General features: G+C 61.0%; 16 protein-coding genes. 12 read left to right on the forward strand and 4 right to left on the reverse strand.

Annotated features, from left to right (window positions below; translation table 11 throughout):
- Positions 1-125: 125 nt before the first annotated feature.
- Positions 126-617 (forward strand): hypothetical protein, encoded by a 492-nt coding sequence (locus GTQ41_RS12630; protein ID WP_047294136.1) that lies wholly within the window; start codon positions 126-128, stop codon positions 615-617.
- A gap of 111 nt (positions 618-728) precedes the next feature.
- On the opposite strand, the gene GTQ41_RS12635 is transcribed toward GTQ41_RS12630, so the two are convergent.
- Together GTQ41_RS12635 and ccoN are read right to left on the reverse strand one after the other, a co-directional pair.
- Positions 729-947, reverse strand: coding sequence for a hypothetical protein (locus GTQ41_RS12635; RefSeq protein WP_047294138.1), 219 nt, complete (start codon positions 945-947; stop codon positions 729-731).
- An 18-nt stretch (positions 948-965) separates the two neighbouring features.
- Entirely contained in the window at positions 966-2,393 is a 1,428-nt protein-coding gene (ccoN, locus tag GTQ41_RS12640) for a cytochrome-c oxidase, cbb3-type subunit I (protein ID WP_047294666.1), read from the reverse strand.
- A 344-nt stretch (positions 2,394-2,737) separates the two neighbouring features.
- Between ccoN and GTQ41_RS12645 the strand changes: the two genes are divergently transcribed.
- The 4 genes from GTQ41_RS12645 (at position 2,738) to GTQ41_RS12660 (ending at position 7,102) form a co-directional block, all read left to right on the forward strand.
- A complete protein-coding gene (locus GTQ41_RS12645) occupies positions 2,738-4,411 on the forward strand; it encodes a nitrite/sulfite reductase (protein ID WP_047294140.1) in 1,674 nt (557 codons plus the stop codon).
- Positions 4,408-4,887, forward strand: a complete 480-nt coding sequence (locus GTQ41_RS12650; protein ID WP_047294142.1) for a DUF934 domain-containing protein — start codon at positions 4,408-4,410, stop codon at positions 4,885-4,887. The genes GTQ41_RS12645 and GTQ41_RS12650 overlap by 4 nt, the downstream gene beginning before the upstream one ends.
- Before the next feature lie 307 nt (positions 4,888-5,194).
- Positions 5,195-6,169, forward strand: coding sequence for a hypothetical protein (locus GTQ41_RS12655; protein ID WP_047294144.1), 975 nt, complete (start codon positions 5,195-5,197; stop codon positions 6,167-6,169).
- 261 nt (positions 6,170-6,430) lie between these two features.
- On the forward strand, positions 6,431-7,102 hold the full coding sequence (locus GTQ41_RS12660; RefSeq protein ID WP_047294146.1) for a DUF3313 domain-containing protein: 672 nt from the start codon (positions 6,431-6,433) through the stop codon (positions 7,100-7,102).
- A 37-nt stretch (positions 7,103-7,139) separates the two neighbouring features.
- Here GTQ41_RS12660 and GTQ41_RS12665 read toward each other — a convergent pair whose 3' ends face one another.
- Positions 7,140-7,565 carry a YciI family protein gene (locus GTQ41_RS12665; protein ID WP_041066976.1) on the reverse strand — a complete coding sequence of 142 codons (426 nt, stop codon included), beginning with the start codon at positions 7,563-7,565 and terminating at the stop codon, positions 7,140-7,142.
- 332 nt (positions 7,566-7,897) lie between these two features.
- On the opposite strand from GTQ41_RS12665, the gene tpx reads away from it, so the two are divergent.
- From tpx to GTQ41_RS12700, 7 genes are all read left to right on the forward strand, one after another.
- Positions 7,898-8,398 carry a thiol peroxidase gene (gene tpx, locus GTQ41_RS12670; protein WP_041066982.1) on the forward strand — a complete coding sequence of 167 codons (501 nt, stop codon included), beginning with the start codon at positions 7,898-7,900 and terminating at the stop codon, positions 8,396-8,398.
- 175 nt (positions 8,399-8,573) lie between these two features.
- Positions 8,574-9,881 carry an MdtA/MuxA family multidrug efflux RND transporter periplasmic adaptor subunit gene (locus tag GTQ41_RS12675; protein ID WP_047294150.1) on the forward strand — a complete coding sequence of 436 codons (1,308 nt, stop codon included), beginning with the start codon at positions 8,574-8,576 and terminating at the stop codon, positions 9,879-9,881.
- A complete protein-coding gene (locus tag GTQ41_RS12680) occupies positions 9,878-12,979 on the forward strand; it encodes an MdtB/MuxB family multidrug efflux RND transporter permease subunit (RefSeq protein ID WP_047294152.1) in 3,102 nt (1,033 codons plus the stop codon). The genes GTQ41_RS12675 and GTQ41_RS12680 overlap by 4 nt, the downstream gene beginning before the upstream one ends.
- A gap of 142 nt (positions 12,980-13,121) precedes the next feature.
- Entirely contained in the window at positions 13,122-16,229 is a 3,108-nt protein-coding gene (locus tag GTQ41_RS12685) for an efflux RND transporter permease subunit (protein ID WP_047294154.1), read from the forward strand.
- A complete protein-coding gene (locus GTQ41_RS12690; protein ID WP_047294156.1) occupies positions 16,226-17,686 on the forward strand; it encodes an efflux transporter outer membrane subunit in 1,461 nt (486 codons plus the stop codon). The genes GTQ41_RS12685 and GTQ41_RS12690 overlap by 4 nt, the downstream gene beginning before the upstream one ends.
- Positions 17,687-17,939: 253 nt before the next feature.
- Entirely contained in the window at positions 17,940-20,021 is a 2,082-nt protein-coding gene (locus GTQ41_RS12695) for a bifunctional diguanylate cyclase/phosphodiesterase (protein WP_047294157.1), read from the forward strand.
- Positions 20,022-20,174: 153 nt separating this feature from the next.
- Positions 20,175-20,921 carry an SDR family oxidoreductase gene (locus GTQ41_RS12700; RefSeq protein ID WP_047294160.1) on the forward strand — a complete coding sequence of 249 codons (747 nt, stop codon included), beginning with the start codon at positions 20,175-20,177 and terminating at the stop codon, positions 20,919-20,921.
- 150 nt (positions 20,922-21,071) lie between these two features.
- Here GTQ41_RS12700 and mapR read toward each other — a convergent pair whose 3' ends face one another.
- Entirely contained in the window at positions 21,072-22,481 is a 1,410-nt protein-coding gene (gene mapR, locus GTQ41_RS12705; RefSeq protein WP_008087199.1) for a GntR family transcriptional regulator MpaR, read from the reverse strand.
- Between the last annotated feature and the right edge of the window lie 134 nt (positions 22,482-22,615).

Below are 22,615 nucleotides of genomic sequence, written 5' to 3' on the forward strand. Positions count from 1 at the left end.
ACAAAGCAACTGTACCGTTGATCCATTTGCCAAGTGTCACGGTGTCGGCGTTCGAGGTTAAACGTACGCCGGCGCCTCGATCTGTCACTATCGACTCTCGCAGGCTCTCCCCGAGGAACGTACCGATGAACGACGTACAACAACTGGGCGAAATGCTTCGTCACTATGCCGAGAGTGAAGCGCACAAGAAGCAACTGTTCGAAACCCAGTCGCAGGCGTGGGCCAGCCGCATCACCGAACTGTTCGGCCAGATCCAGCAATGGCTGGAACCGGTGCAGGCACCGAACCTGCTGGCGGTGAGCCGCGAAGCTTACGTCGCATTCGGGCCGAGCACTCCGGTAGAAACCTCGACCTTCAAGACCGAGAAACTGAGCATCGTGATTGCCGGCAAAATGGTGGAATTCGTGCCGGACGTGATGGGCAGCGCCGGGCAGATTTCCCTGGCGGTGATGGGCCTGACCGCGGCGCGCTATGGCAGCATTTCGCTGGTGGGATTACCGAGCGGCGAGTGGCAGTGGCGCAAGACCAATGGCCTGAAGGATCCGGACACCTTTGTGTTTGATGCAGACTTTCTCGCGCAGCAGTTGCAGAGCCTGATTCCCCGCGATCGCGCCTGACCCGCCACAAACCCTGTAGGAGCTGCCGAAGGCTGCGATCTTTTGATCTTGTTTTTAGAAAATCAAAATCAAAAGATCGCAGCCTTCGGCAGCTCCTACACGGGGCGGGGATTACATGTCGAGGTTGATCCAGCCCGGTTTCGCCTCTTCCGGCGCCACCGCTTTCACGGGTTTTCCGGTCGCCAGTTCCACCCGCCGTGCCACCTCCGGATCATCGGCAAATGGCACCATGCTCGCATCGTCGAGGCTTTCCGCCGTCTGGTGGCGCAGGCAGTACTCCACCGCCAGCCACAGAAACACCACGCCCAGCACATTCAAGAAAATATCCATCCTCTTCAGCTCCCGGCCTCAGGCGATCTGCGCCTGACTGCGCGCCAGCGCCACGTCGGCGACCCGCACCGTGCGCCAGACGTTGTAGGCCATCAGCAGCATGCCGCTGAGGAAGAACACCCCGCCGGCAAAGCGCACGATGAACCCCGGATGACTGGCCTGCAGCGCCTCGACAAACGAATAGGTCAGCGTGCCGTCCTCGTTGATCGCCCGCCACATCAGGCCCTGGGTGATGCCGTTGACCCACATTGAGGCGATGTACAGCACCGTACCGATGGTCGCCAGCCAGAAGTGCAGGTTGATCAGCGGTGTGCTGTACATCTGCTCGCGGCCAAAGACTTTCGGCACCATGTGATAAGTCGCGCCGAAGGTGATCATCGCCACCCAGCCGAGCGCCCCGGCGTGAACGTGGCCGATGGTCCAGTCGGTGTAGTGGGAGAGGGCGTTGACGGTCTTGATCGCCATCATCGGGCCTTCGAACGTCGACATGCCGTAGAACGCCAGTGACAGCACCAGAAAGCGCAGGATCGGGTCGGTGCGCAACTTATGCCAGGCGCCCGAGAGGGTCATCATGCCGTTGATCATCCCGCCCCAACTCGGCGCCAGCAGGATCAGCGACATCGCCATGCCCAGCGACTGCGCCCAGTCCGGCAGCGCGGTGTAGTGCAAGTGGTGCGGGCCGGCCCAGATGTACAGGGTGATCAGTGCCCAGAAATGCACGATCGATAGCCGGTAGGAATACACCGGGCGATTGACCTGTTTCGGCACGAAGTAATACATCATTCCGAGGAAGCCGGTGGTCAGGAAGAACCCCACCGCGTTATGCCCGTACCACCACTGCACCATGGCATCGGTGGCCCCGGAATACACCGGATAGGACTTGAACCAGTCCACCGGAATCGACAGGTGATTGACCACGTGCAGCATGGCGATCACCAGAATGAACGCGCCGAAAAACCAGTTGCCGACGTAGATGTGTTTGGTCTTGCGCTGCACCACGGTGGTGAAAAACACGATGGCATACGCCACCCAGACCACCGCCATCCACACCGCGCCGGAGAATTCGATCTCGGCGTATTCCTTGGTGGTGGTGTAGCCCAGCGGCAGGGTGATCAGCATGATCACGATCACCGATTGCCAGCCCCAGAACGTGAAGGCGGCGAGCTTGTCCGAATACAGCCGCACCTGGCAGGTACGCTGCACCGCGTAGTAACTGGCGGCGAATTGCGCGCTGCCGGCGAAACCGAAAATCACCAGGCTGGTGTGCAATGGCCGCAAGCGGCCGAAGGTGGTCCAGGGCAGGTCGAGGTTCATGTCCGGCCACACCAGTTGCGAGGCGATCCATACCCCCATCGCCATGCCGACGACACCCCAGAACACCGTCGCGATAACGAATTGGCGGACGACCTTGTAGTTATAAGCCTGTCCGATTGTTGCTGTGCTCATGGTCAGTTCTTCCACGGTTGCAAAGTCTTGCCAGGCCACCCTGGTCTGGCACGAGCTGCACTGTAGGAATACCGCCAGAAACAAAACAGGCTCAGGAATATTTCATTTGTGCGGATCAGATTGGAGTGCTGCCTGCGGCGTTCTGCCGCGTCCTGATACGGTTTTTATCGTTTCAGGTGAATCTGTTGCGTGCTGCGCTGCTCGTCCATAGTGCCTTTACGAAAACTGTGGGAGCGAGCCTGCTCGCGAATGCGGTGTGTCAGCCAACAATGCAGTTGCCTGACACACCGCATTCGCGAGCAGGCTCGCTCCCACAGAATTAATTGATGAGGTGGGGCAGGCACATGTATCAATACGACGATTACGACCGCGCATTGGTGTTCGAGCGCGTTGCGCAGTTTCGCGATCAGGTCGAGCGCTTCATGGCCGGTGAATTGAGCGAAGAGGAGTTCTTGCCGCTGCGCCTGCAAAACGGCCTCTACCTGCAGAAGCACGCGTACATGCTGCGGGTGGCGATTCCCTACGGCACCCTGAGTGCCGAGCAGATGCGCACGCTGGCGAGCATCGCCGCCGACTACGATCGCGGTTACGGCCACTTCACCACGCGGCAGAACCTGCAATTCAACTGGATCGAACTGGCGCAGGTGCCGGACATCCTTGAACGTCTGGCGCAGGTCAACATGCATGCGATCCAGACCTCCGGCAACTGTGTGCGCAACATCACCACCGAAGCCTTCGCCGGGGTCGCGGCGGACGAGCTGATCGATCCGCGCCCGCTGGCAGAAATCCTCCGGCAATGGTCGACGATCAACCCGGAATTCCTCTTCCTGCCACGCAAGTTCAAGATCGCCATCTGCTCGGCAAAACAGGATCGCGCGGCGATCATGATGCATGACATCGGCCTGTATCTTTATCCGGGGCGCGACGGGCAAATGCTGTTGCGAGTGATCGTCGGTGGCGGGTTGGGGCGCACGCCGATTCTCGGTGTGCAGATCCGCGAAGGTTTGCCGTGGCAGCATCTGCTGTCCTACGTCGAGGCGATCCTGCGGGTCTACAACCGCCATGGCCGGCGCGACAACAAGTACAAGGCGCGGATCAAGATTCTGGTCAAGGCGCTGGGCATCGAGGCGTTCGCCAAAGAGGTCGAGGAAGAATGGCAACACCTCAAGGACGGCCCGGCGCAGTTGACCGAGGCTGAATACGCGCGAGTCGCCAGTGCTTTCGTGCCGCCGATCTATCACACCCTGGCCGATACCGATCTGGACTTCGGCACGCGTCTGGCCGAAAGCCCGGCGTTCGCTCGCTGGGTTGCGCGCAATGTACAGCCGCACAAGAAAGCGGGTTACACCAGCGTGGTGCTGTCGACCAAACCCGGCCTGAGTGCGCCCCCGGGGGATGTCACCGGGTTGCAGATGCTGGCGGTGGCCGATTGGGCGGAGCGTTTCGGTTTCGGCGAGATTCGAATCGCTCACGAGCAGAACATCGTCCTGCCCGATGTGCAGAAGTCTGACCTGTATGAGCTCTGGCAACTGGCCTGCGAGCACAATCTGGGCAGCGCCAACGTCGGCCTGCTGACCGACATCATCGCCTGCCCGGGCGGGGATTTCTGTGCGCTGGCCAACGCCAAGTCGATCCCGATTGCCCAGGCGATTCAGGCGCGTTTCGCCAACCTCGATTACCTGCACGATCTGGGCGACATCAGCCTGAACATCTCCGGCTGCATGAACGCCTGCGGCCACCACCACATTGGCAATATCGGCATTCTCGGTGTCGATAAGAACGGCAGCGAGTGGTACCAGATCACCCTCGGCGGCGCGCAGGGCAAACACAGCGCATTGGGCAAAGTCATCGGCCCGTCCTTCAGCGCGGCTGAGGTGCCGCTGGTGATCGAGCGGATCATCGGCACCTTCGTGCGTTACCGCGAAAGCGAGGAACTGTTTGTCGACACCGTGGCGCGCATTGGCCTGGAGCCGTTCAAGGAGCGGGTCTACCCGAAAATGCTGGAGGTCTCGGCATGAACAATCTGCTGCGGCTGGAGCAGGGTGTGGCGCGGCAGGTCGAGGATGATCCGTGGACGCTGATCCGCGAGCCGGAGCAGGGCAGGCCGCAAGGATTGCTGATCCTGCCGCTGGCGCACTGGCTGCAATCGCCGTCGACCCACGCGGTGTGGCTGGGGCCGGACGACGACGTTGATAGCGTGGTGCCGTGGCTGGCTTCGCTGCCGCTGATTGCCCTGGATTTCCCGAGCTTTCGCGATGGTCGCGCCTACAGTCAGGCCTATCTGCTGCGCAGCCGGTTTGGCTGGAGCGGTGAGTTGCGGGCGATTGGCGATGTATTGCGTGACCAGCTCAGCCATATGCGTCAGTGCGGGTTCGACAGTTTTGCGGTGCGCGAGGACAAGTCGGCCGAAGATGCCCTGAAAGGACTGGCCGGCATGAGCGTGCTGTACGGCCGCTCGGTGATCGAACCGCGCCCGCTGTTCCGCAGACGCTGAATATCCATTGCTTGATAGATACTTTGTGGTGAGGGGATTTATCCCCGATGGGCTGCGAAGCAGACCTAAAATCTGCCGAAGCATTTCTTCAGCTAAAACCTGTTGGCTGGTTCTGCGGCCGCTGCGCAGCCGGTCGGGGATAAATCCCCTCACCACAATTGTCTAGCGGCCCCTTCTATACAGGGGAAACCCTTACACCCCGCACCATTCCCGGATTTTCCCTTGGGTCGATGCTGGCCTTTTGGTAGAGTCGCCGTCGCCAGCGGGTTTTCGGCTGGACGACGGAACGAAGAAGGGAGTCTGGGTAGTGAGTGCGGGCAAAAAGATTTTGGGCCTCACGGCGTTGCTGTTGATGCTGACGCTGTGGGCCAGTTACTTCTATGTGTTCAAGGAAAACCGCGACGGCCAGTTGGGCGGCGCCGGTGAAAGCACCGCGTGGTGCGGCACGCCGCCGTCCACCGAAGCGGCGCTGTTGGGCAAGGATCAACTGACCCTGCGCGTCACCAACAACCTGCGCGGCGAGTTCATGCTCAGTGGCTCGCTGGTGGTCTCCGAACGCACCTTTAACCGCTACGATCTGGGTCGCAACGAACTGCGTCTGCGCCTCGAACCGTTGCAGTGGTCGTATGGCGTCACGCCGATCTTCCTCGAACAGGTCAAGATCCAGCCGCTGAGCCGCAACCTCGCCTCACCGACCAAAAGCGCCTACGCCGAGCTTGAACCACGGCCAATCGGCGTGCAGGGTCAGGTCACCGACTTTCCGTTCGACACCTATCGCTACGGCTACAAACCGGTGCTGTATTACCTCAAGGGCAGCGAGCGCATCGACCTGCGCTTCAAGAACATCACCACGCTGATGGACCTGTCCAACACCTTCACCCCGATTCAGAAATACAACCGCGTCGAGTACATCAACGAGAAAAACTCGATGATCCGCGACGAGGACTACAAGGCCTACGGCCCGCACGAATGCGCGTTCAGCGTCGAGCGCAAAGGCTCGTTCAAGGTTGTGGTGCTGTTGTTGCTGCTGGTGCTGTGCCTGCCGCTGCTGCACGTGTTCTATCGCGACGAACCGGGGATCGACTTCCTCGCTACGCTGGTGGCTATTGCCGTGGTGCGCGTGCTGCTGGTGGGACCGGTGCAGGACTTCCAGCTGTACAACATCGACTTCCTGTTTGGCGCAGCGATTCTGCTGGTGGGCTCGGTGTCGCTGATCAAGGCGATGCGCGCCAACAGTCGCCGGGAGATGGCGTTGAAGAGCGGGGCGACATCGTCCTGGTGACACACGGCGCTTGAGATCAATACTGACCCTGTGGGAGCGGGCCTTGTCATTCCTGACCCGTTCTCTTCAGCGCCGGATTTCCCATGTTCATCTTGTTCGATTTCTTAAATGGAATCTGCAACTGTGGCTCAAGTGAGGTTTGTCAGGCCGCGCGGGGTCTCCTATAAATTTTGTGGTTTTGCGACGCAATCGGCTGGGTTTTAGCTATACCTGTAACTCCCCCTACGCAATACATTCAGGCCTTCTGACAGGAGTTACAGCATGAAGCTAGCAGTAATGATGGGCACCCTCTGCATTGCCACCCTTGGCGTGGTGGGTTGCTCCAGCAAAACCGTCGCTCCCGATGAGTATTCCGGCTTTCTCAAGGACTACAGCCAGCTCAAGGAGGCCAAGTCGCCGTCCGGTGCCGAGGTGATGCGCTGGATTGATCCGAAAGTGGATATCAGCAAGTTCACCAGCGTGTACATCGAGCCGACCCAGCTCTATCCAAAGCCGCAACCGACCGCAAAGATTTCCCAACAGACCCTCAACGGCATCACCTCCTATTACGATCAGGCGCTCAAGCGTGAAATCAGCAAGGATCTGCCGTTGGCCAACGGCCCTGGCCCTGGCGTGATTGTGGTGCGTGCGGCCATCACTGCTGTGAGCAGCAAGACCGAAGGCCTGCACGCTTATGAAGTGATCCCGGTGGCGTTGGTGGCGGCAGCCGTCAGCACTGCCAGCGGTATCCGTGATCAGGAAACCACGCTGGCCACCGAAGCGGTGTTCCTCGACGGTGCGAGCAACAAGGTCGTGGCGCAGGTGGTGCGCAAAGGCACCGGCAAACCGTTGGAAAATGAAACTCAGGCAATGAAAGCCTCCGACGTTAAACCTGTGATTGATGGCTGGGCCAATGACATGCGTCAGATGTATGTGAAGCTCAAGTCCAGATAAGCTGGGGCCTTTATAGGCGCTGCCGAAGCCAAGAGGATTACAGATTTTTCTTCGCCAGCTCGCGAACACGCTCTTCCTGCGCCCGCGCCTCAGGCGTGAACTCGGCACCGAAATCCTCGGCGGAGAAGATCTGGCGGATTTCGATATCGGAATCGCCCGGCATGGGATTGGGGCAGCGCTTGACCCATTCGATAGCCTCTTCCTTGGACTTCACTTCCCAGATCCAGTAGCCGGCCACCAGCTCCTTGGTCTCGATGAAAGGGCCATCGATGACGGTGCGCTTGTCGCCGGAGAAATGCACGCGGGTGCCTTTGCTGCTCGGGTGCAGGCCATTGCCGTCGATGAGAACGCCGGCCTTGACCAGTTCTTCGTTGAAGTTGCCCATGGCAGTGATCAGCTCTTCACTGGGCATGATGCCGGCTTCGGAGTCGGCGCTGGCTTTGACAAGGATCATGAATCGCATGGTGATTTCTCCAGGGAATGGGGTTGATTCACTGCTTAGTCGAACGGGCACCTCACGAATCGACAGAACTTCTGAATAAATGATGCAGACTCAGGATCCGTGAAGATCACTGTGGGAGCGAGCTTGCTCGCGAAGACGGCGGCACATTCAGCATAGCGTTGACTGGCAGATTGCTTTCGCGAGCAAGCTCGCTCCCACATGATTCGCAGTTGTATACAATTTTTTGCGCAGGTCCCTGACAATTTTCAGTCAGGGCATAGGTCGTCGGACAATTTCGTGGTTAACTTCGGCCTCTTGCATGCTCAATCACCACGTTAAGAAGGACTAAAGTCATGGCTCAAGTCACCCTCAAAGGCAACCCGGTTCAAGTCAACGGCCAGTTGCCACAAGCCGGTTCCAAGGCGCCAGCCTTTTCCCTGGTTGCCGGCAATCTGTCCGACGTCACCCTGAAAGACTTCGCCGGCAAGCGCAAAGTGTTGAACATCTTCCCAAGCGTCGACACCCCGACCTGCGCGACTTCGGTACGCAAGTTCAACGCTCAGGCCAACGAACTGAACAACACCGTGGTGCTGTGCATCTCGGCTGACCTGCCATTCGCCCAGGCCCGTTTCTGCGGCGCCGAAGGCCTGGAAAACGTGCAGAACCTGTCGACCCTGCGCGGTGCCGAGTTCATCGAAAACTACGGCGTAGCCATCGCTGACGGCCCGCTCAAAGGCTTGACCGCCCGTGCCGTAGTGGTTCTGGACGAGAACGACAACGTGCTGCACAGCGAGCTGGTCAAGGAAATCGCTGAAGAGCCGAACTACGACGCAGCACTCGCCGTACTCAAGTAAGCGCTTTTACAATTGTTAACGGCCTGGCCCTGTCCAGGCCGTTTTCATTTGTGTATCAGTGTTTTGCCTCACACCTTGAAACGTAAGTTGAAGGTAAATTGCCGGTAAAGCTGCTTTGCTTAAATCCCACCAGTGCTTATCGTTCAGCCTCCCGTAAAAGAAGCCCACGCGCCCAATGGTCAATCAATCCATGCAATCGTCCCCTAATAACGCCCGTCGCTGGCTGATCAGCCTGCTCGTCCTGTTGGTCATCGCCGTCCTGTGCTGGAAATTCTGGCCCGCCGGTTCGGCCCACAAGGAGGGCGCCGACAAGGCCGCAGCCGGCCATACCGGGCGTTCGGGGATGATGCGGCCAGGCTTCGGCGGTGCGGCCGGTCCGATTCCGGTGCGGGTGGCCCCGGCGGTCACCGGTGACTTCCCGCTGTATTACAAGGCACTGGGCACGGTGACTGCACTCAACACCATTAACGTGCGCAGCCGGGTCGGCGGCGAGCTGGTGAAGATCAATTTCGAAGAAGGACAGATGGTCAAGGCCGGCGACTTGCTGGCAGAGATCGACCCACGTCCGTACCAGAACGCCTTGCTCCAGGCTGAAGGCACCTTGCTGCAGAATCAGGCGCAGTTGAAAAACGCGCAGGTCGACGTCGAGCGTTATCGTGGCCTGTACAAGGAAGACAGCATCGCCAAGCAAACCCTGGACACCGCCGAGGCGCTGGTCGGCCAGTACCTGGGCACGGTCAAGACCAACCAGGCGGCGGTCAACGACGCCAAACTCAATCTCGAATTCACCAAGATCCGCGCACCGATTGCCGGCCGCGTCGGTCTGCGTCAGGTCGACGTCGGCAACCTCGTTGCGGCCAACGACACCACGTTCCTTGCAGTGATCACTCAGACGCAACCGATCAGCGTGGTCTTCACCCTGCCGGAAAACAGCCTCGAAACCGTATTGGCCCGCTACCACAGCGGCGCCAGGCTGCCGGCCGAGGCATGGGATCGCGGCGATACCAAAATCCAGGCCAGCGGCGTGCTGCAAAGTCTCGATAACCAGATCGACGTCGCCACCGGCACCCTGAAATTCAAGGCCCGTTACGATAACCGCGACCAGTCGCTGTTCCCCAATCAGTTCGTCAACGTCCATCTGCTGGCCGATACCTTGAAAGGCGTGGTACTCGCACCGTCGGCGGCGATTCAGTTCGGCACCAACGGCACCTTCGTTTACGCGCTGGACGGCGACAAGAAAGTCACCATCCGCCAGTTGAAGATCGGCGCCAGCGACGGCACCAACACCGTGGTCACCGAAGGCCTCGCGGCGGGCGACCGAGTGGTGCTGGAAGGTACCGACCGCCTGAAGGAAGGCAGTGAAGTGGAGGTGGTCAACGACAGTAATGACGTGCCGACCACCCCGACCGGCCACCTGCAGGGCAAACCCGCCGCCAGTGCACCGGACGCTGCCGCGGCTGACAAGGCCAAGAAGGGCGCATGAACATTTCGCGGCTGTTCATCCTCCGTCCGGTAGCTACCACCCTGAGCATGCTGGCCATTGTGCTGGCCGGCCTGATTGCCTATCGCCTGCTGCCGGTCTCGGCGTTGCCGCAGGTCGATTACCCGACCATTCGCGTCATGACCCTGTACCCCGGCGCCAGTCCCGACGTGATGACCAGCGCCGTGACCGCACCGCTCGAACGCCAGTTCGGGCAGATGCCGGGCCTGACGCAAATGGCCTCGACCAGTTCCGGCGGCGCGTCGGTGCTGACCCTGCGTTTCAGCCTCGACATCAACATGGACGTTGCCGAACAGCAGGTGCAGGCCGCGATCAACGCCGCGACCAACCTGTTGCCGACCGACTTGCCGGCACCGCCGGTGTACAACAAGGTCAACCCGGCGGATACGCCGGTGCTGACCCTGGCGATCACGTCGAAAACCATGCTGCTGCCCAAGCTCAATGACCTTGTCGACACGCGCATGGCGCAGAAGATCGCCCAGATCAGCGGCGTCGGCATGGTCAGTATTGCCGGCGGTCAGCGTCAGGCCGTGCGGATCAAGGTCAACCCGGAAGCATTGGCGGCGAACAGCCTGAATCTGGAAGACGTGCGCACCCTGATCGGTGCGTCCAACGTCAACCAGCCCAAGGGTAACTTCGACGGCCCGACCCGGGTCTCGATGCTTGATGCCAACGACCAGCTGACGTCGCCCAAGGACTACGCCAACCTGATTCTCGCCTACAAGAATGGCGCGCCGCTGCGCCTGAAGGATGTGGCGGAAATCGTCGACGGCGCCGAGAACGAACGTCTAGCCGCGTGGGCCAACCAGAATCAGGCGGTGCTGCTGAACATCCAGCGTCAGCCGGGCGCCAACGTGATCGAGGTGGTCGACCGGATCAAGGCCTTGCTGCCCAGCATCACTGACAACCTGCCGGCTGGCCTCGACGTCACCGTGCTCACCGACCGCACCCAGACCATCCGCGCCTCGGTCACCGACGTGCAGCACGAACTGCTGATCGCCATCGCGCTGGTGGTGATGGTGACGTTCCTGTTTCTGCGGCGGGCCAGCGCGACGATCATTCCGTCAGTGGCGGTGCCGCTGTCGCTGATCGGTACGTTTGGCGTGATGTACCTGGCCGGCTTCTCGGTCAACAACCTGACCTTGATGGCGCTGACCATCGCGACCGGTTTCGTGGTCGACGATGCGATCGTGATGCTGGAAAACATCGCGCGCTTCATCGAAGAGGGCGACAGCCCGATGCAGGCGGCGCTCAAAGGCGCGAAACAGATCGGCTTCACCCTGATTTCCCTGACCCTGTCGCTGATCGCGGTACTGATTCCGCTGCTGTTCATGGCTGACGTGGTCGGTCGGCTGTTCCGCGAGTTCGCCATCACTCTGGCGGTGGCGATCCTGATTTCGCTGGTGGTTTCGCTGACGTTGACGCCGATGATGTGTGCACGCCTGCTCAAGCGAGAGCCAGAGCCCCACGAACAGGGCCGTTTCTACCGGGCCAGCGGCGGCTTCATCGACTGGATGATCGCCGCCTACGGGCGCAAGTTGCAGTGGGTGCTCAAACACCAGCCGCTGACCCTGTTGGTGGCCATCGGCACGCTGGCACTGACCGTGTTCCTGTACATGGTGGTGCCCAAGGGCTTCTTCCCGGTGCAGGACACCGGGGTGATCCAGGGTATTTCCGAAGCACCGCAGTCGATTTCTTTCGCGGCGATGGGCGAGCGTCAGCAGGCGCTGGCCAAGGTGATTCTTGAAGATCCGGCGGTGGAGAGTCTGTCGTCCTACATCGGTGTCGACGGCGACAACGCCACGCTCAACAGCGGTCGTCTGCTGATCAACCTCAAGCCTCACGGCCAGCGTGACCTGAGTGCCACCGAGGTGATTGCGCGCCTGCAGCCGCAACTGGACAAACTGGTCGGCATTCGTCTGTTCATGCAACCGGTGCAGGATTTGACCATTGAGGATCGGGTCAGTCGTACCCAATACCAGTTCAGCATGTCCTCACCGGACGCCGAATTGCTCAGCCAGTGGAGCGGGCGTCTGGTCGAAGCCTTGGCGCAGCAACCGGAATTGACCGACGTTGCCAGCGACTTGCAGGACAAAGGCTTGCAAGTCTATCTGGTGATCGACCGCGATGCGGCGTCGCGCCTCGGCGTTTCGGTGCAGAACATCACCGATGCGCTGTATGACGCCTTCGGCCAGCGGCAGATCTCGACCATTTACACCCAGGCCAGCCAGTACCGCGTGGTGCTGCAGGCACAGGCCGGGGAGAAGATCGGGCCAGCGGCGCTGGACCAGATTCACGTCAAGACCACTGACGGTGCGCAGGTGCGCCTGTCGAGTCTGGCCCATGTCGAGGAGCGTCAGGCGCAACTGGCGATCACCCACATCGGCCAGTTCCCGGCGGTGATGATGTCGTTCAACCTGGCGCCCGGCGTGGCGCTGGGGCATGCGGTGGACATCATCGAACAGGTACAGAAGGACATCGGCATGCCGATTGGCGTGCAGACCCAGTTCCAGGGGGCGGCCGAGGCATTCCAGGCTTCGCTGTCGAGCACCTTGCTGCTGATTCTGGCGGCGGTGGTGACCATGTACATCGTGCTCGGCGTGCTGTACGAAAGTTACATTCACCCGATCACCATTCTCTCGACCCTGCCGTCGGCGGCGGTCGGCGCCTTGCTCGCGTTGCTGCTCAGCGGCAATGACCTGGGCATGATCGCGATCATCGGCATCATCCTGCTGATCGGCATCGTCAAGAAAAACGCGATCATGATGATCGACTTCGCCCTCGACGCCGAACGCACCCAGGGCATGGCGCCGGAACAGGCGATCTATCAGGCGGCGCTGCTGCGCTTCCGGCCGATTCTGATGACGACGCTGGCGGCGCTGTTCGGTGCGGTGCCGTTGATGCTCGCCACCGGTTCCGGGGCTGAACTGCGTCAGCCGCTGGGTCTGGTGATGGTCGGCGGCCTGCTGGTGAGTCAGGTGCTGACCCTGTTCACCACGCCGGTGATCTACCTGTATTTCGACCGCCTCGGTCGGCGCTTTGGCAAGACCAATGCTGACAGTGATGAGGTGGTGGTATGACGTTGCAGCACCTCATCCACTGTGGGAGCGAGCCTGCTCGCGAAAGCGCTGGATCAGTCACCATCAAGGTTGAACGTCAGACCGTATTCGCGAGCAGGCTCGCTCCCACAGTGGGTAGTTGTGTTGATGGGGATTGCGGTCAATGAACTTGTCCGGTCCTTTTATCAAGCGCCCGGTCGCGACCATGCTCCTGAGCCTGGCGATCATGTTGCTGGGCGGCGTCAGTTTCGGCCTGCTGCCAGTGTCGCCGCTGCCGCAAATGGATTTCCCGGTGATCGTGGTCCAGGCCAGTCTGCCCGGTGCCAGTCCCGAAGTGATGGCGTCCACGGTGGCGACGCCGCTGGAGCGCTCGTTCGGCACGATTGCAGGCGTCAACACCATGAGCAGCCGTTCCAGCCAGGGGTCGACCCGGGTCATTCTGCAATTTGACCTTGACCGCGACATCAACGGCGCAGCGCGCGAGGTGCAGGCAGCCATCAACGCTTCGCGCAACCTGTTGCCGAGCGGGATGCGCAGCATGCCGACCTACAAGAAGGTCAACCCGTCGCAGGCGCCGATCATGGTGCTGTCGCTGACCTCGGATGTGTTGGAAAAAGGCCAGCTCTACGACCTGGCCTCGACCATCCTGTCGCAGAGCCTGTCCCAGGTGCAGGGCGTGGGTGAGGTGCAGATCGGTGGCAGTTCGCTGCCGGCGGTGCGTATCGAACTCGAACCGCAGGCGCTCAACCAGTACGGCGTGGCGCTCGATGATGTACGCAAGACCATCGCCGCGGCCAACGTACGCCGGCCCAAGGGCTCGGTCGAAGACGGCGAGCGCCTGTGGCAGATCCAGGCCAACGACCAGTTGGAAAAAGCCAAGGATTACGAGTCGCTGATCATCCATTACAAGGACGGCGCGGCCCTGCGTCTGAAGGACGTGGCCAAGGTCAGCGACGGCGTCGAAGACCGTTACAACAGCGGTTTCTTCAACGATGACGCGGCGGTGTTGCTGGTGATCAACCGCCAGGCCGGCGCCAACATCATCGAGACGGTCAACGAGATCAAGGCGCAGTTGCCGGCCTTGCAAGCGGTGCTGCCGGCCAGCGTGAAGCTGAATCTGGCGATGGACCGCTCGCCGGTGATCAAGGCCACGCTGCACGAAGCGGAAATGACCTTGCTGATTGCTGTGGCGCTGGTGATTCTGGTGGTGTTCCTGTTCCTGGGCAACTTCCGCGCCTCGCTGATTCCGACGCTGGCGGTGCCGGTGTCGCTGGTCGGCACGTTCGCGGTGATGTACCTCTACGGTTTTTCGCTGAATAACCTGTCGCTGATGGCGTTGATTCTGGCCACCGGGCTGGTGGTGGACGATGCCATCGTGGTGCTGGAAAACATTTCCCGGCACATCGACGAAGGCGTCAAACCGATGAAGGCCGCGTACCTCGGGGCCAGGGAAGTCGGTTTTACCTTGTTGTCGATGAACGTGTCGCTGGTGGCGGTGTTCCTCTCGATCCTGTTCATGGGCGGCATTGTCGAGAGCCTGTTCCGTGAGTTTTCCATCACCCTGGCGGCGGCGATCGTGGTGTCGCTGGTGGTCTCGCTGACGTTGACGCCGATGCTCTGCGCGCGCTGGCTCAAACCGCATAGGCCGGGCCAGGAAAACCGCCTGCAACGCTGGAGCCGCAAGACCAACGACTGGATGGTCGGCAAATATGCGACCAGCCTCGACTGGGTGTTGCGCCATCGGCGTCTGACCTTGCTCAGCCTTATCATCACGGTCGGGGTCAACGTCGCGCTGTACGTGGTGGTGCCGAAGACGTTCATGCCGCAGCAGGACACCGGCCAGTTGATCGGTTTCGTGCGGGGTGACGACGGTCTGTCGTTCAGCGTGATGCAGCCGAAAATGGAAACCTTCCGCCGCGCCGTGCTCAAGGACGAAGCGGTGGAGAGCGTGGCCGGGTTCATCGGTGGCACCAACGGCACCAACAACGCGTTCATGCTGGTGCGCCTGAAACCGATCAAGGAACGCAACCTGTCGGCGCAGAAAGTCATCGAACGCCTGCGCAAGGAGATGCCCAAGGTCCCCGGGGCCCAGTTGATGCTGATGGCGGATCAGGACCTGCAGTTCGGCGGCGGTCGCGAACAGACCACCTCGCAATACAGCTATATCCTGCAAAGCGGGGACCTGGGCGCCCTGCGCGAGTGGTACCCGAAAGTGGTGACTGCGCTGCGCGCACTGCCGGAGCTGACTGCGATTGATGCCCGCGAAGGACGCGGTGCGCAGCAGGTGACGCTGATCGTCGACCGCGATCAGGCCAAGCGCCTCGGGGTCGACATGAACATGGTCACGGCGGTGCTGAACAACGCCTACAGCCAGCGGCAGATTTCGACGATCTACGACAGCCTCAACCAGTATCAGGTGGTGATGGAGGTCAATCAGAAGTACGCGCAGGATCCGGTGACCCTCAATCAGGTGCAGGTGATTACCGCTGACGGTGCGCGGATTCCGTTGTCGACCATTGCCCATTACGAAAACAGCCTGGAAGACGACCGCGTCAGCCACGAAGGCCAGTTTGCGTCCGAAAGCATCGCCTTCGACATGGCCGAAGGCGTGACTGTGGAGCAGGGCAGTGCCGCCATCGAGCGGGCGATTGCCAAGGTCGGTCTGCCGGAAGACGTGATCGCGAAAATGGCCGGCACCGCCGATGCCTTTGCCGCGACGCAGAAGAGCCAGCCGTTCATGATCCTCGGTGCATTGCTCGCGGTGTATCTGGTGCTCGGTGTGCTGTATGAAAGCTACATTCACCCGCTGACGATCCTCTCGACCTTGCCCTCGGCCGGGGTCGGCGCATTGCTCTCGATCTACGCGCTGGGCGGCGAATTCAGCCTGATTTCATTGCTCGGACTGTTCCTGCTGATCGGGGTGGTGAAGAAGAACGCCATTCTGATGATCGACCTGGCTCTGCAACTGGAGCGCCATCAGGGCCTGTCGCCGCTGGAGTCAATTCGTAGCGCCTGCCTGCAACGGCTGCGGCCGATTCTGATGACCACCCTGGCGGCCATTCTCGGTGCCTTGCCGCTGTTGCTCAGCCGCGCGGAAGGCGCGGAAATGCGCCAGCCCCTGGGCCTGACCATCATCGGCGGCCTGATCTTCAGTCAGGTGCTGACCCTTTACACCACGCCTGTGGTTTACCTCTATCTCGACAAGCTGCGCCACCGCTTCAACAAATGGCGTGGCGTGCGTACTGACGCTGCTCTGGAAACTCCGCTATGACCGACCGTTCGCTTCTCAATCTGGCCACTGCGCGCGGTTCGCGCCTGTTGAGCCTGTCGCTGTGCGTGGCGATGCTCAGTGCCTGCGCCGTCGGCCCGGACTATGAGCGCCCGCAGACTGCCGAGGTTGCACAGTACAAAGAGGCCGAGGGCTGGCGCCAGGCCAATCCGAGTGACGCGCTGGCGCGCGGTGCCTGGTGGGAGTTGTATGGCGATCAGCAGCTCAATGGCCTGATCGAGAAGCTCAACAGTTCCAACCAGACCGTGGCGCAATCCGAAGCGCAGTACCGTCAGGCCCAGGCCTTGGTGCGCGGTGCCCGTGGGGCGTTTTACCCCAGTGTCGATCTCAGCGTGGGCAAGACCCGCTCCAGTCAGGGCACCGGCAGCAGCAGTTCGAGCCTGAGCAGTTCTGCCAGCGGGATTCGCGATACCTACAACGCGCAGTTGGGCGTGAGTTGGGAAGCGGATATCTGGGGCAAATTGCGCCGAGGCCTGGAGGCCAACGAGGCCAGCGCCCAGGCGAGCTTCGCCGATCTGGCCGCGATGCGTCTGAGCCAGCAGTCGGAACTGGTGCAGAACTACCTGCAACTGCGGGTGATCGATCAGCAGAAACGCTTGCTTGAGGCCACAGTCGCGGCCTACGAGAAATCCCTGCAAATGACTCAGAACCAGTACCGCGCCGGGATCTCCGGGCGCGATGCGGTGGCGCAGGCACAGACCCAGTTGAAAACCACCCAGGCCGATCTGGTGGACCTGATCTGGCAACGTGCGCAATTCGAAAATGCAATCGCCGTGCTCACCGGCCAGGCGCCGGCCGAGTTCAGCATCGCCGAGACCCAGAACATCCCGAACCTGCCGCAAATTCCTCTGAGCCTGCCGTCGCAGTTGCTGGAACGGCGCCCGGACATTGCCTCGGCGGAGCGCTCGGTGATCGCTGCCAACGCCAATATCGGTGTGGCCAAAGCCGCCTATTACCCGGATCTGACGTTGAGCATGAGCGGCGGCTACAGCAGCAGTACTTCGAAAAATCTTTTGACCATACCCAACCGTTTCTGGTCGGTCGGGCCGAAGCTGGACTTGCCGATCTTCGACGGTGGCATCCGTTCGGCCGAGGTTGACCGTACCGAGGCGGTGTACGACCAGACCGTCGCCAAGTACCGCCAGACGGTGCTCGATGGTTTCCGCGAAGTGGAAAACTATCTGGTGCAATTGAAGGTATATGAAGACGAGGCTGCGGTGCGTCAGGAAGCACTGGATGCGGCGCGCGACTCGCTGCGTCTGACCCAGAACCAGTACAAGGCCGGCTTGATTGCCTACATCGATGTGGTTGTGGTGCAAGCCACGGCGCTGAGCAACGAACGCACCGTTCTCAATATCCTGCAGAGCCGGCTGATCGCCAGTGTGCAATTGATTGCAGCGCTGGGCGGCGGGTGGGACGGTCAACTGGCCACCGAATAAATCGTGTAGGAGCTGCGGCACGCGGCGATCTTTTGATCTTAAAAAACAAGGTCAAAAGATCGCAGCGTGCCGCAGCTCCTACAGGTTGTGATGGTTGCTCCAGAGCCTCGCAAAACCATCAAACAAGCGTTTCATCGGGTTGATGGCAAAATGATTACTTTGTCAGTGCGTTCTTCCGCGCAATCAGTACAATCGCCGCATTTGCCCGGCCGAGAATGGACGCAGTACGGCGCGGGTGGTCGCGAGAATCTTCATGCTCATCGGTAATTATTCCTTCACCCTGGTTTTCATTTCTTTGTGTGTGGCGATCCTCGCGTCCTACACCGCGCTCGACCTGACCGGGCGCATTGCCAGTGCCCGTGGGCGCGCGGTGCATTTCTGGACGGCGGGCGGCGCACTGGCAATGGGGGTTGGCGTCTGGTCGATGCATTTCATCGGCATGCTGGCCTTCAAGTTGCCGATCGAACTGGGCTACGACATTCCGGTGACCGCGCTGTCGCTGCTGATTGCCGTTCTGTCGTGCGGGTTTGCCCTGTGGCTGGTCAGCCAGCCGAAACTGCCGATTCTGCAGTTGGGTTTCGGCGCCTTGATCATGGGCGCCGGCATCAGCGCCATGCATTACACCGGCATGGCGGCACTGCGCATGACGCCGGGCATCGACTACGACCCGACCCTGTTCGGCGCCTCATTGCTGATTGCGGTCGGTGCTTCGGCGGCGGCGTTGTGGATCGCCTTTCGCTTGCGCCAGCAGTCGCCTTATGTGCGCCTGATTCGCGGCGGTGCGGCGGTGATCATGGGCATCGCGATTGTCGGCATGCACTACACGGGCATGGCCGCCGCGCAGTTTCCTGATGGCAGTTTCTGCGGCGCGACGCTCGACGGTCTCAAGGGTAACGGCCTCGACAATCTGGTGCTGATCACCACGCTGGCGGTGCTGTCGATCGCCCTGCTGACCTCGATTCTCGATGCTCGCCTCGAAGCACGCACTGCCGATCTGGCGCATTCGCTGACCCTGGCCAACCGTGAACTGACGCAACTGGCGTTGCACGATACCCTCACAGGTCTGCCGAACCGCATGCTGCTGGACGACCGGATCAATCAGGCGATGAAGAAGGTCGAGGAGCAGGGCGGCTGTTTTGCGCTGATGTTCATTGATCTGGACGGTTTCAAACCGGTCAACGATGCCTTCGGCCACCACATGGGCGACCAGTTGCTGCGCGAAGTCGGTGTGCGCCTGCGCGAAGATTTGCGCAGTCAGGACACGCTGGCGCGAATTGGCGGCGACGAGTTCGTGCTGCTGGTGCGTCTGACCGAGCCCAACGATGCCCTGAGCCTGGCAGCGCGTCAGGTCGGCCTGATCGGCCAGTCATTCCGCGTGGCCGAGCATGAGTTGCAGATTTCCGCCAGCGTCGGCATTGCCCTGTACCCGGGGAATGGCCAGAGCGCTCAGGAACTGCTGATGAACGCCGATGCGGCGATGTATCACGCCAAGGGCGGCGGTAAAAACGGCTACAGCTTCTTCGATGCCTCGATGAACAGCAACGCACGCAAGCAGCTGCAGTTGCTGCAAGATCTGCGCGCCGCGCTGGAGCACCGGCAGTTCAGCCTGTATTTTCAACCCAAATTCGACGCTGCCAGCGGTCGTCCGGTGGGGGCCGAAGCGTTGCTGCGCTGGCGGCATCCGACCCAGGGCATGTTGCTGCCGGACAAGTTCATCGATCTGGCGGAGAAGACCGGCCTGATCATCGCCATCGGCGACTGGGTACTCAACGAGGCCTGCCGGCAGATGCGCGAATGGTATGTGCTCGGTTACACCGACTGGCGCATCGCGGTGAACCTCTCGGCGTTACAGTTCTGCCACGCGGGACTGGTGCAAAGCGTGGCCAGGGCGCTGGCCACGCATCATTTGCCGGCCAACAGCCTGACCCTGGAAATCACTGAAACCACGGCCATGAGTGACGCCGATGCCAGCATGACGGTGTTGCAGGAGTTATCGGACATGGGCGTCGACCTGTCGATCGACGACTTCGGTACCGGCTATTCGAGCCTGATGTACCTCAAGCGTTTGCCGGCCAACGAACTGAAAATCGACCGAGGGTTTGTCCGCGATCTGGAGCACGACAGCGATGATGCGGCCATCGTCTCGGCGATTGTGGCGCTGGGCCAGGCGCTCGGTTTGCGCATTGTTGCCGAGGGCGTGGAGACTGGCGTACAGCAGGACTTCCTCACGCAGTTGGGCTGTGATTCGTTGCAGGGCTATCTGTTGGGGCATCCGATGCCGGCGGACGCGTTCATGCAGAACCTCACCCGTGGAAAGGCTCAGGCGGCTGTCTGACTGCAAACGGTGGCGAGGTAGCAAGCTCCCTCGCCACAAAAAACATTTCAGTCTCATGCAGGGTTTTGTCTTGGACAGAGCCCATGCAAAACCGCCCAATGGCGGTTATTCTTCATCCCGACTGTTACGTGTGCATTGGGGGGAAGGGCCAGCATGGATAAAGTCATGGTAATCACCGGTGGCGGCCGCGGAATCGGCGCCGCTACAGCGTTGTTGGCTGCCGGGCAGGGCTATCGGATCTGCATCAACTATCAGTCGGATGAACAGGCCGCACAAAGCGTGCTGGAGCAAGTGCGGGCGCTGGGGGCGCAAGCCATTGCGGTGCGCGCCGATGTCAGCATCGAAGACGAAGTCATCGCACTGTTTCACCGGGTCGACACCGAACTGGGACGGGTCACCGCACTGGTGAACAATGCGGGCACCGTCGGCCATAAGTCGCGGGTCGATGAAATGTCCGAATTCCGCATTCTCAAAATCATGAAAACCAACGTCCTGGCGCCGATCCTCTGCGCCAAGCACGCGATCCTGCGCATGTCGCCCAAACACGGCGGCCAGGGCGGCAGTATCGTCAACGTGTCGTCGGTCGCCGCACGCCTGGGCTCGCCCAACGAATACGTCGACTATGCCGCGTCCAAAGGCGCGCTCGACACCTTCACCATCGGCCTGTCCAAGGAAGTGGCGGGCGAGGGCATTCGCGTTAATGCGGTGCGTCCGGGCTACATCTACACCGACTTCCATGCGCTGAGCGGCGATCCGGATCGGGTCAGCAAGCTTGAGTCGGCGATTCCGATGGCTCGGGGCGGGCGGCCGGATGAGGTGGCGGAGGCGATTGTCTGGTTGCTGTCGGACAAGGCTTCTTATGCGACCGGGACGTTTGTTGATCTGGGTGGTGGGCGTTGATCTTCGGCCTTTGTGTTGCCTGATCCGACCCCATCGCTGGCAAGCCAGCTCCCACAGGTTTCTGTGTCGTACACAATATTTGCGACTGACATCGATCACTGTGGGAGCTGGCTTGCCAGCGATAGGGCCAGCACAGGCAATACCTGACTGTCAGAACGACCGCACAATCCGCCCCAGCGTCTCCATCGCCTTTTCCGAATCCTCGGTCCACGGGCTGCCGTAATTCAAGCGAATACAATTCCTGAAGCGCTGGGTCGGCGAGAAAATTGGCCCCGGCGCGATGCTGATGCCCTGCGCCAACGCCATCTGAAACAACTTCAAGGAATCCATCTGCGGCGGCAATTCCAGCCACAAAAAGTAGCCACCCGCCGGCTGGCTGACCCGGGTCTGCGCCGGGAAGTAGCGGGCAATTGCTGCGAGCATCGCGCTTTGCTGTTCTTCCAGGGCGTAGCGAAGTTTGCGCAAGTGGCGGTCGTAGCCGCCGTGTTGCAGGTAGTCGGCAATCGCCGCTTGCGCCGGCATCGAAGCACAGAGCGAGGTCATCAGTTTCAGCCGCTCGATTTTCTGTGCATAGCGCCCGGCAGCGACCCAGCCGATGCGGTAGCCGGGGGCCAGACTCTTGGCGAACGACCCGCAGTGCATCACCAAACCTTCGGTGTCGAACGCCTTGGCCGGTTTCGGCGCTTGCTGGCCGTAATAGAGTTCGGCATAGACGTCGTCCTCGATCAGCGGCACCTGATGCCGGCGCAGCAGTTCCACCAGTTCCTGTTTCTTCGCCTCGGGCATGGTCGCGCCCATCGGGTTCTGGAAACTGGTCATGCACCAGCAGGCCTTGATCGGATGGCGTTCCAGGGTCTGGGCGAGCACGCCGAGGTCGATACCGTCGCGCGGGTGCACGGGGATTTCCACGGCCTTGAGTTTCAGGCGCTCCAGCACTTGCAGGCTGGCGTAGAACGCCGGGGCTTCGATGGCCACCAGATCGCCCGGTTCGGTCACTGCTTGCAGGCACAGGTTCAGCGCTTCGAGGGCGCCGTTGGTGATCAGCAGTTCTTCCATGGGCAGCATCAGCCCACCGACCATGTAGCGCAGGGCAATCTGCCGACGCAGTTGCGGGTTACCCGGCGACATGTCGGTGACCACCATGCGCGGGTCCATCTCCCGCGCCGCACTGGCCAGCGAGCGCGACAGACGCTGCAACGGGAACAGGGTCGGGCTGGGGAACGCCGAGCCGAAGGGCACGGTGCTCGGGTCCTTGATCGATTCGAGCACCGAGAACACCAGTTCGCTGACGTCGACTTCGGTGGAGTCGTTGACGTGGCTGCTGATCACCGGCTCGGAAAACGGACTCGGCGCGTGGGTGTTGACGAAGTAGCCGGAGCGCGGCCGCGCGCGGATCAGACCGCGACGTTCGAGCAGGTAATAGGCCTGGAACACCGTGGACGGGCTGACCCCGTAGGTCTGGCTGGCGTAGCGCACCGACGGCACTCGCTGCCCTGGGCCGAGGACGCCAGAGCGGATCAGTTCAGCGATGTCGTCGGCGAATTTTTCGTAGCGTTTCATCGGTATCCCGCGATGGACTGAATTCGGATTGCTTGTTGTGGCGAGGGAGCTTGCTCCCGCTTGAGTGCGTAGCACTCACAGTTTTTGGGGCCGCTACGCAGCCCAGCGGGAGCAAGCTCCCTCGCCACAGGTAT

The sequence above is a fragment of the Pseudomonas sp. AN-B15 genome (assembly GCF_019056475.1).
GTDB lineage: Bacteria > Pseudomonadota > Gammaproteobacteria > Pseudomonadales > Pseudomonadaceae > Aquipseudomonas > Aquipseudomonas parakoreensis.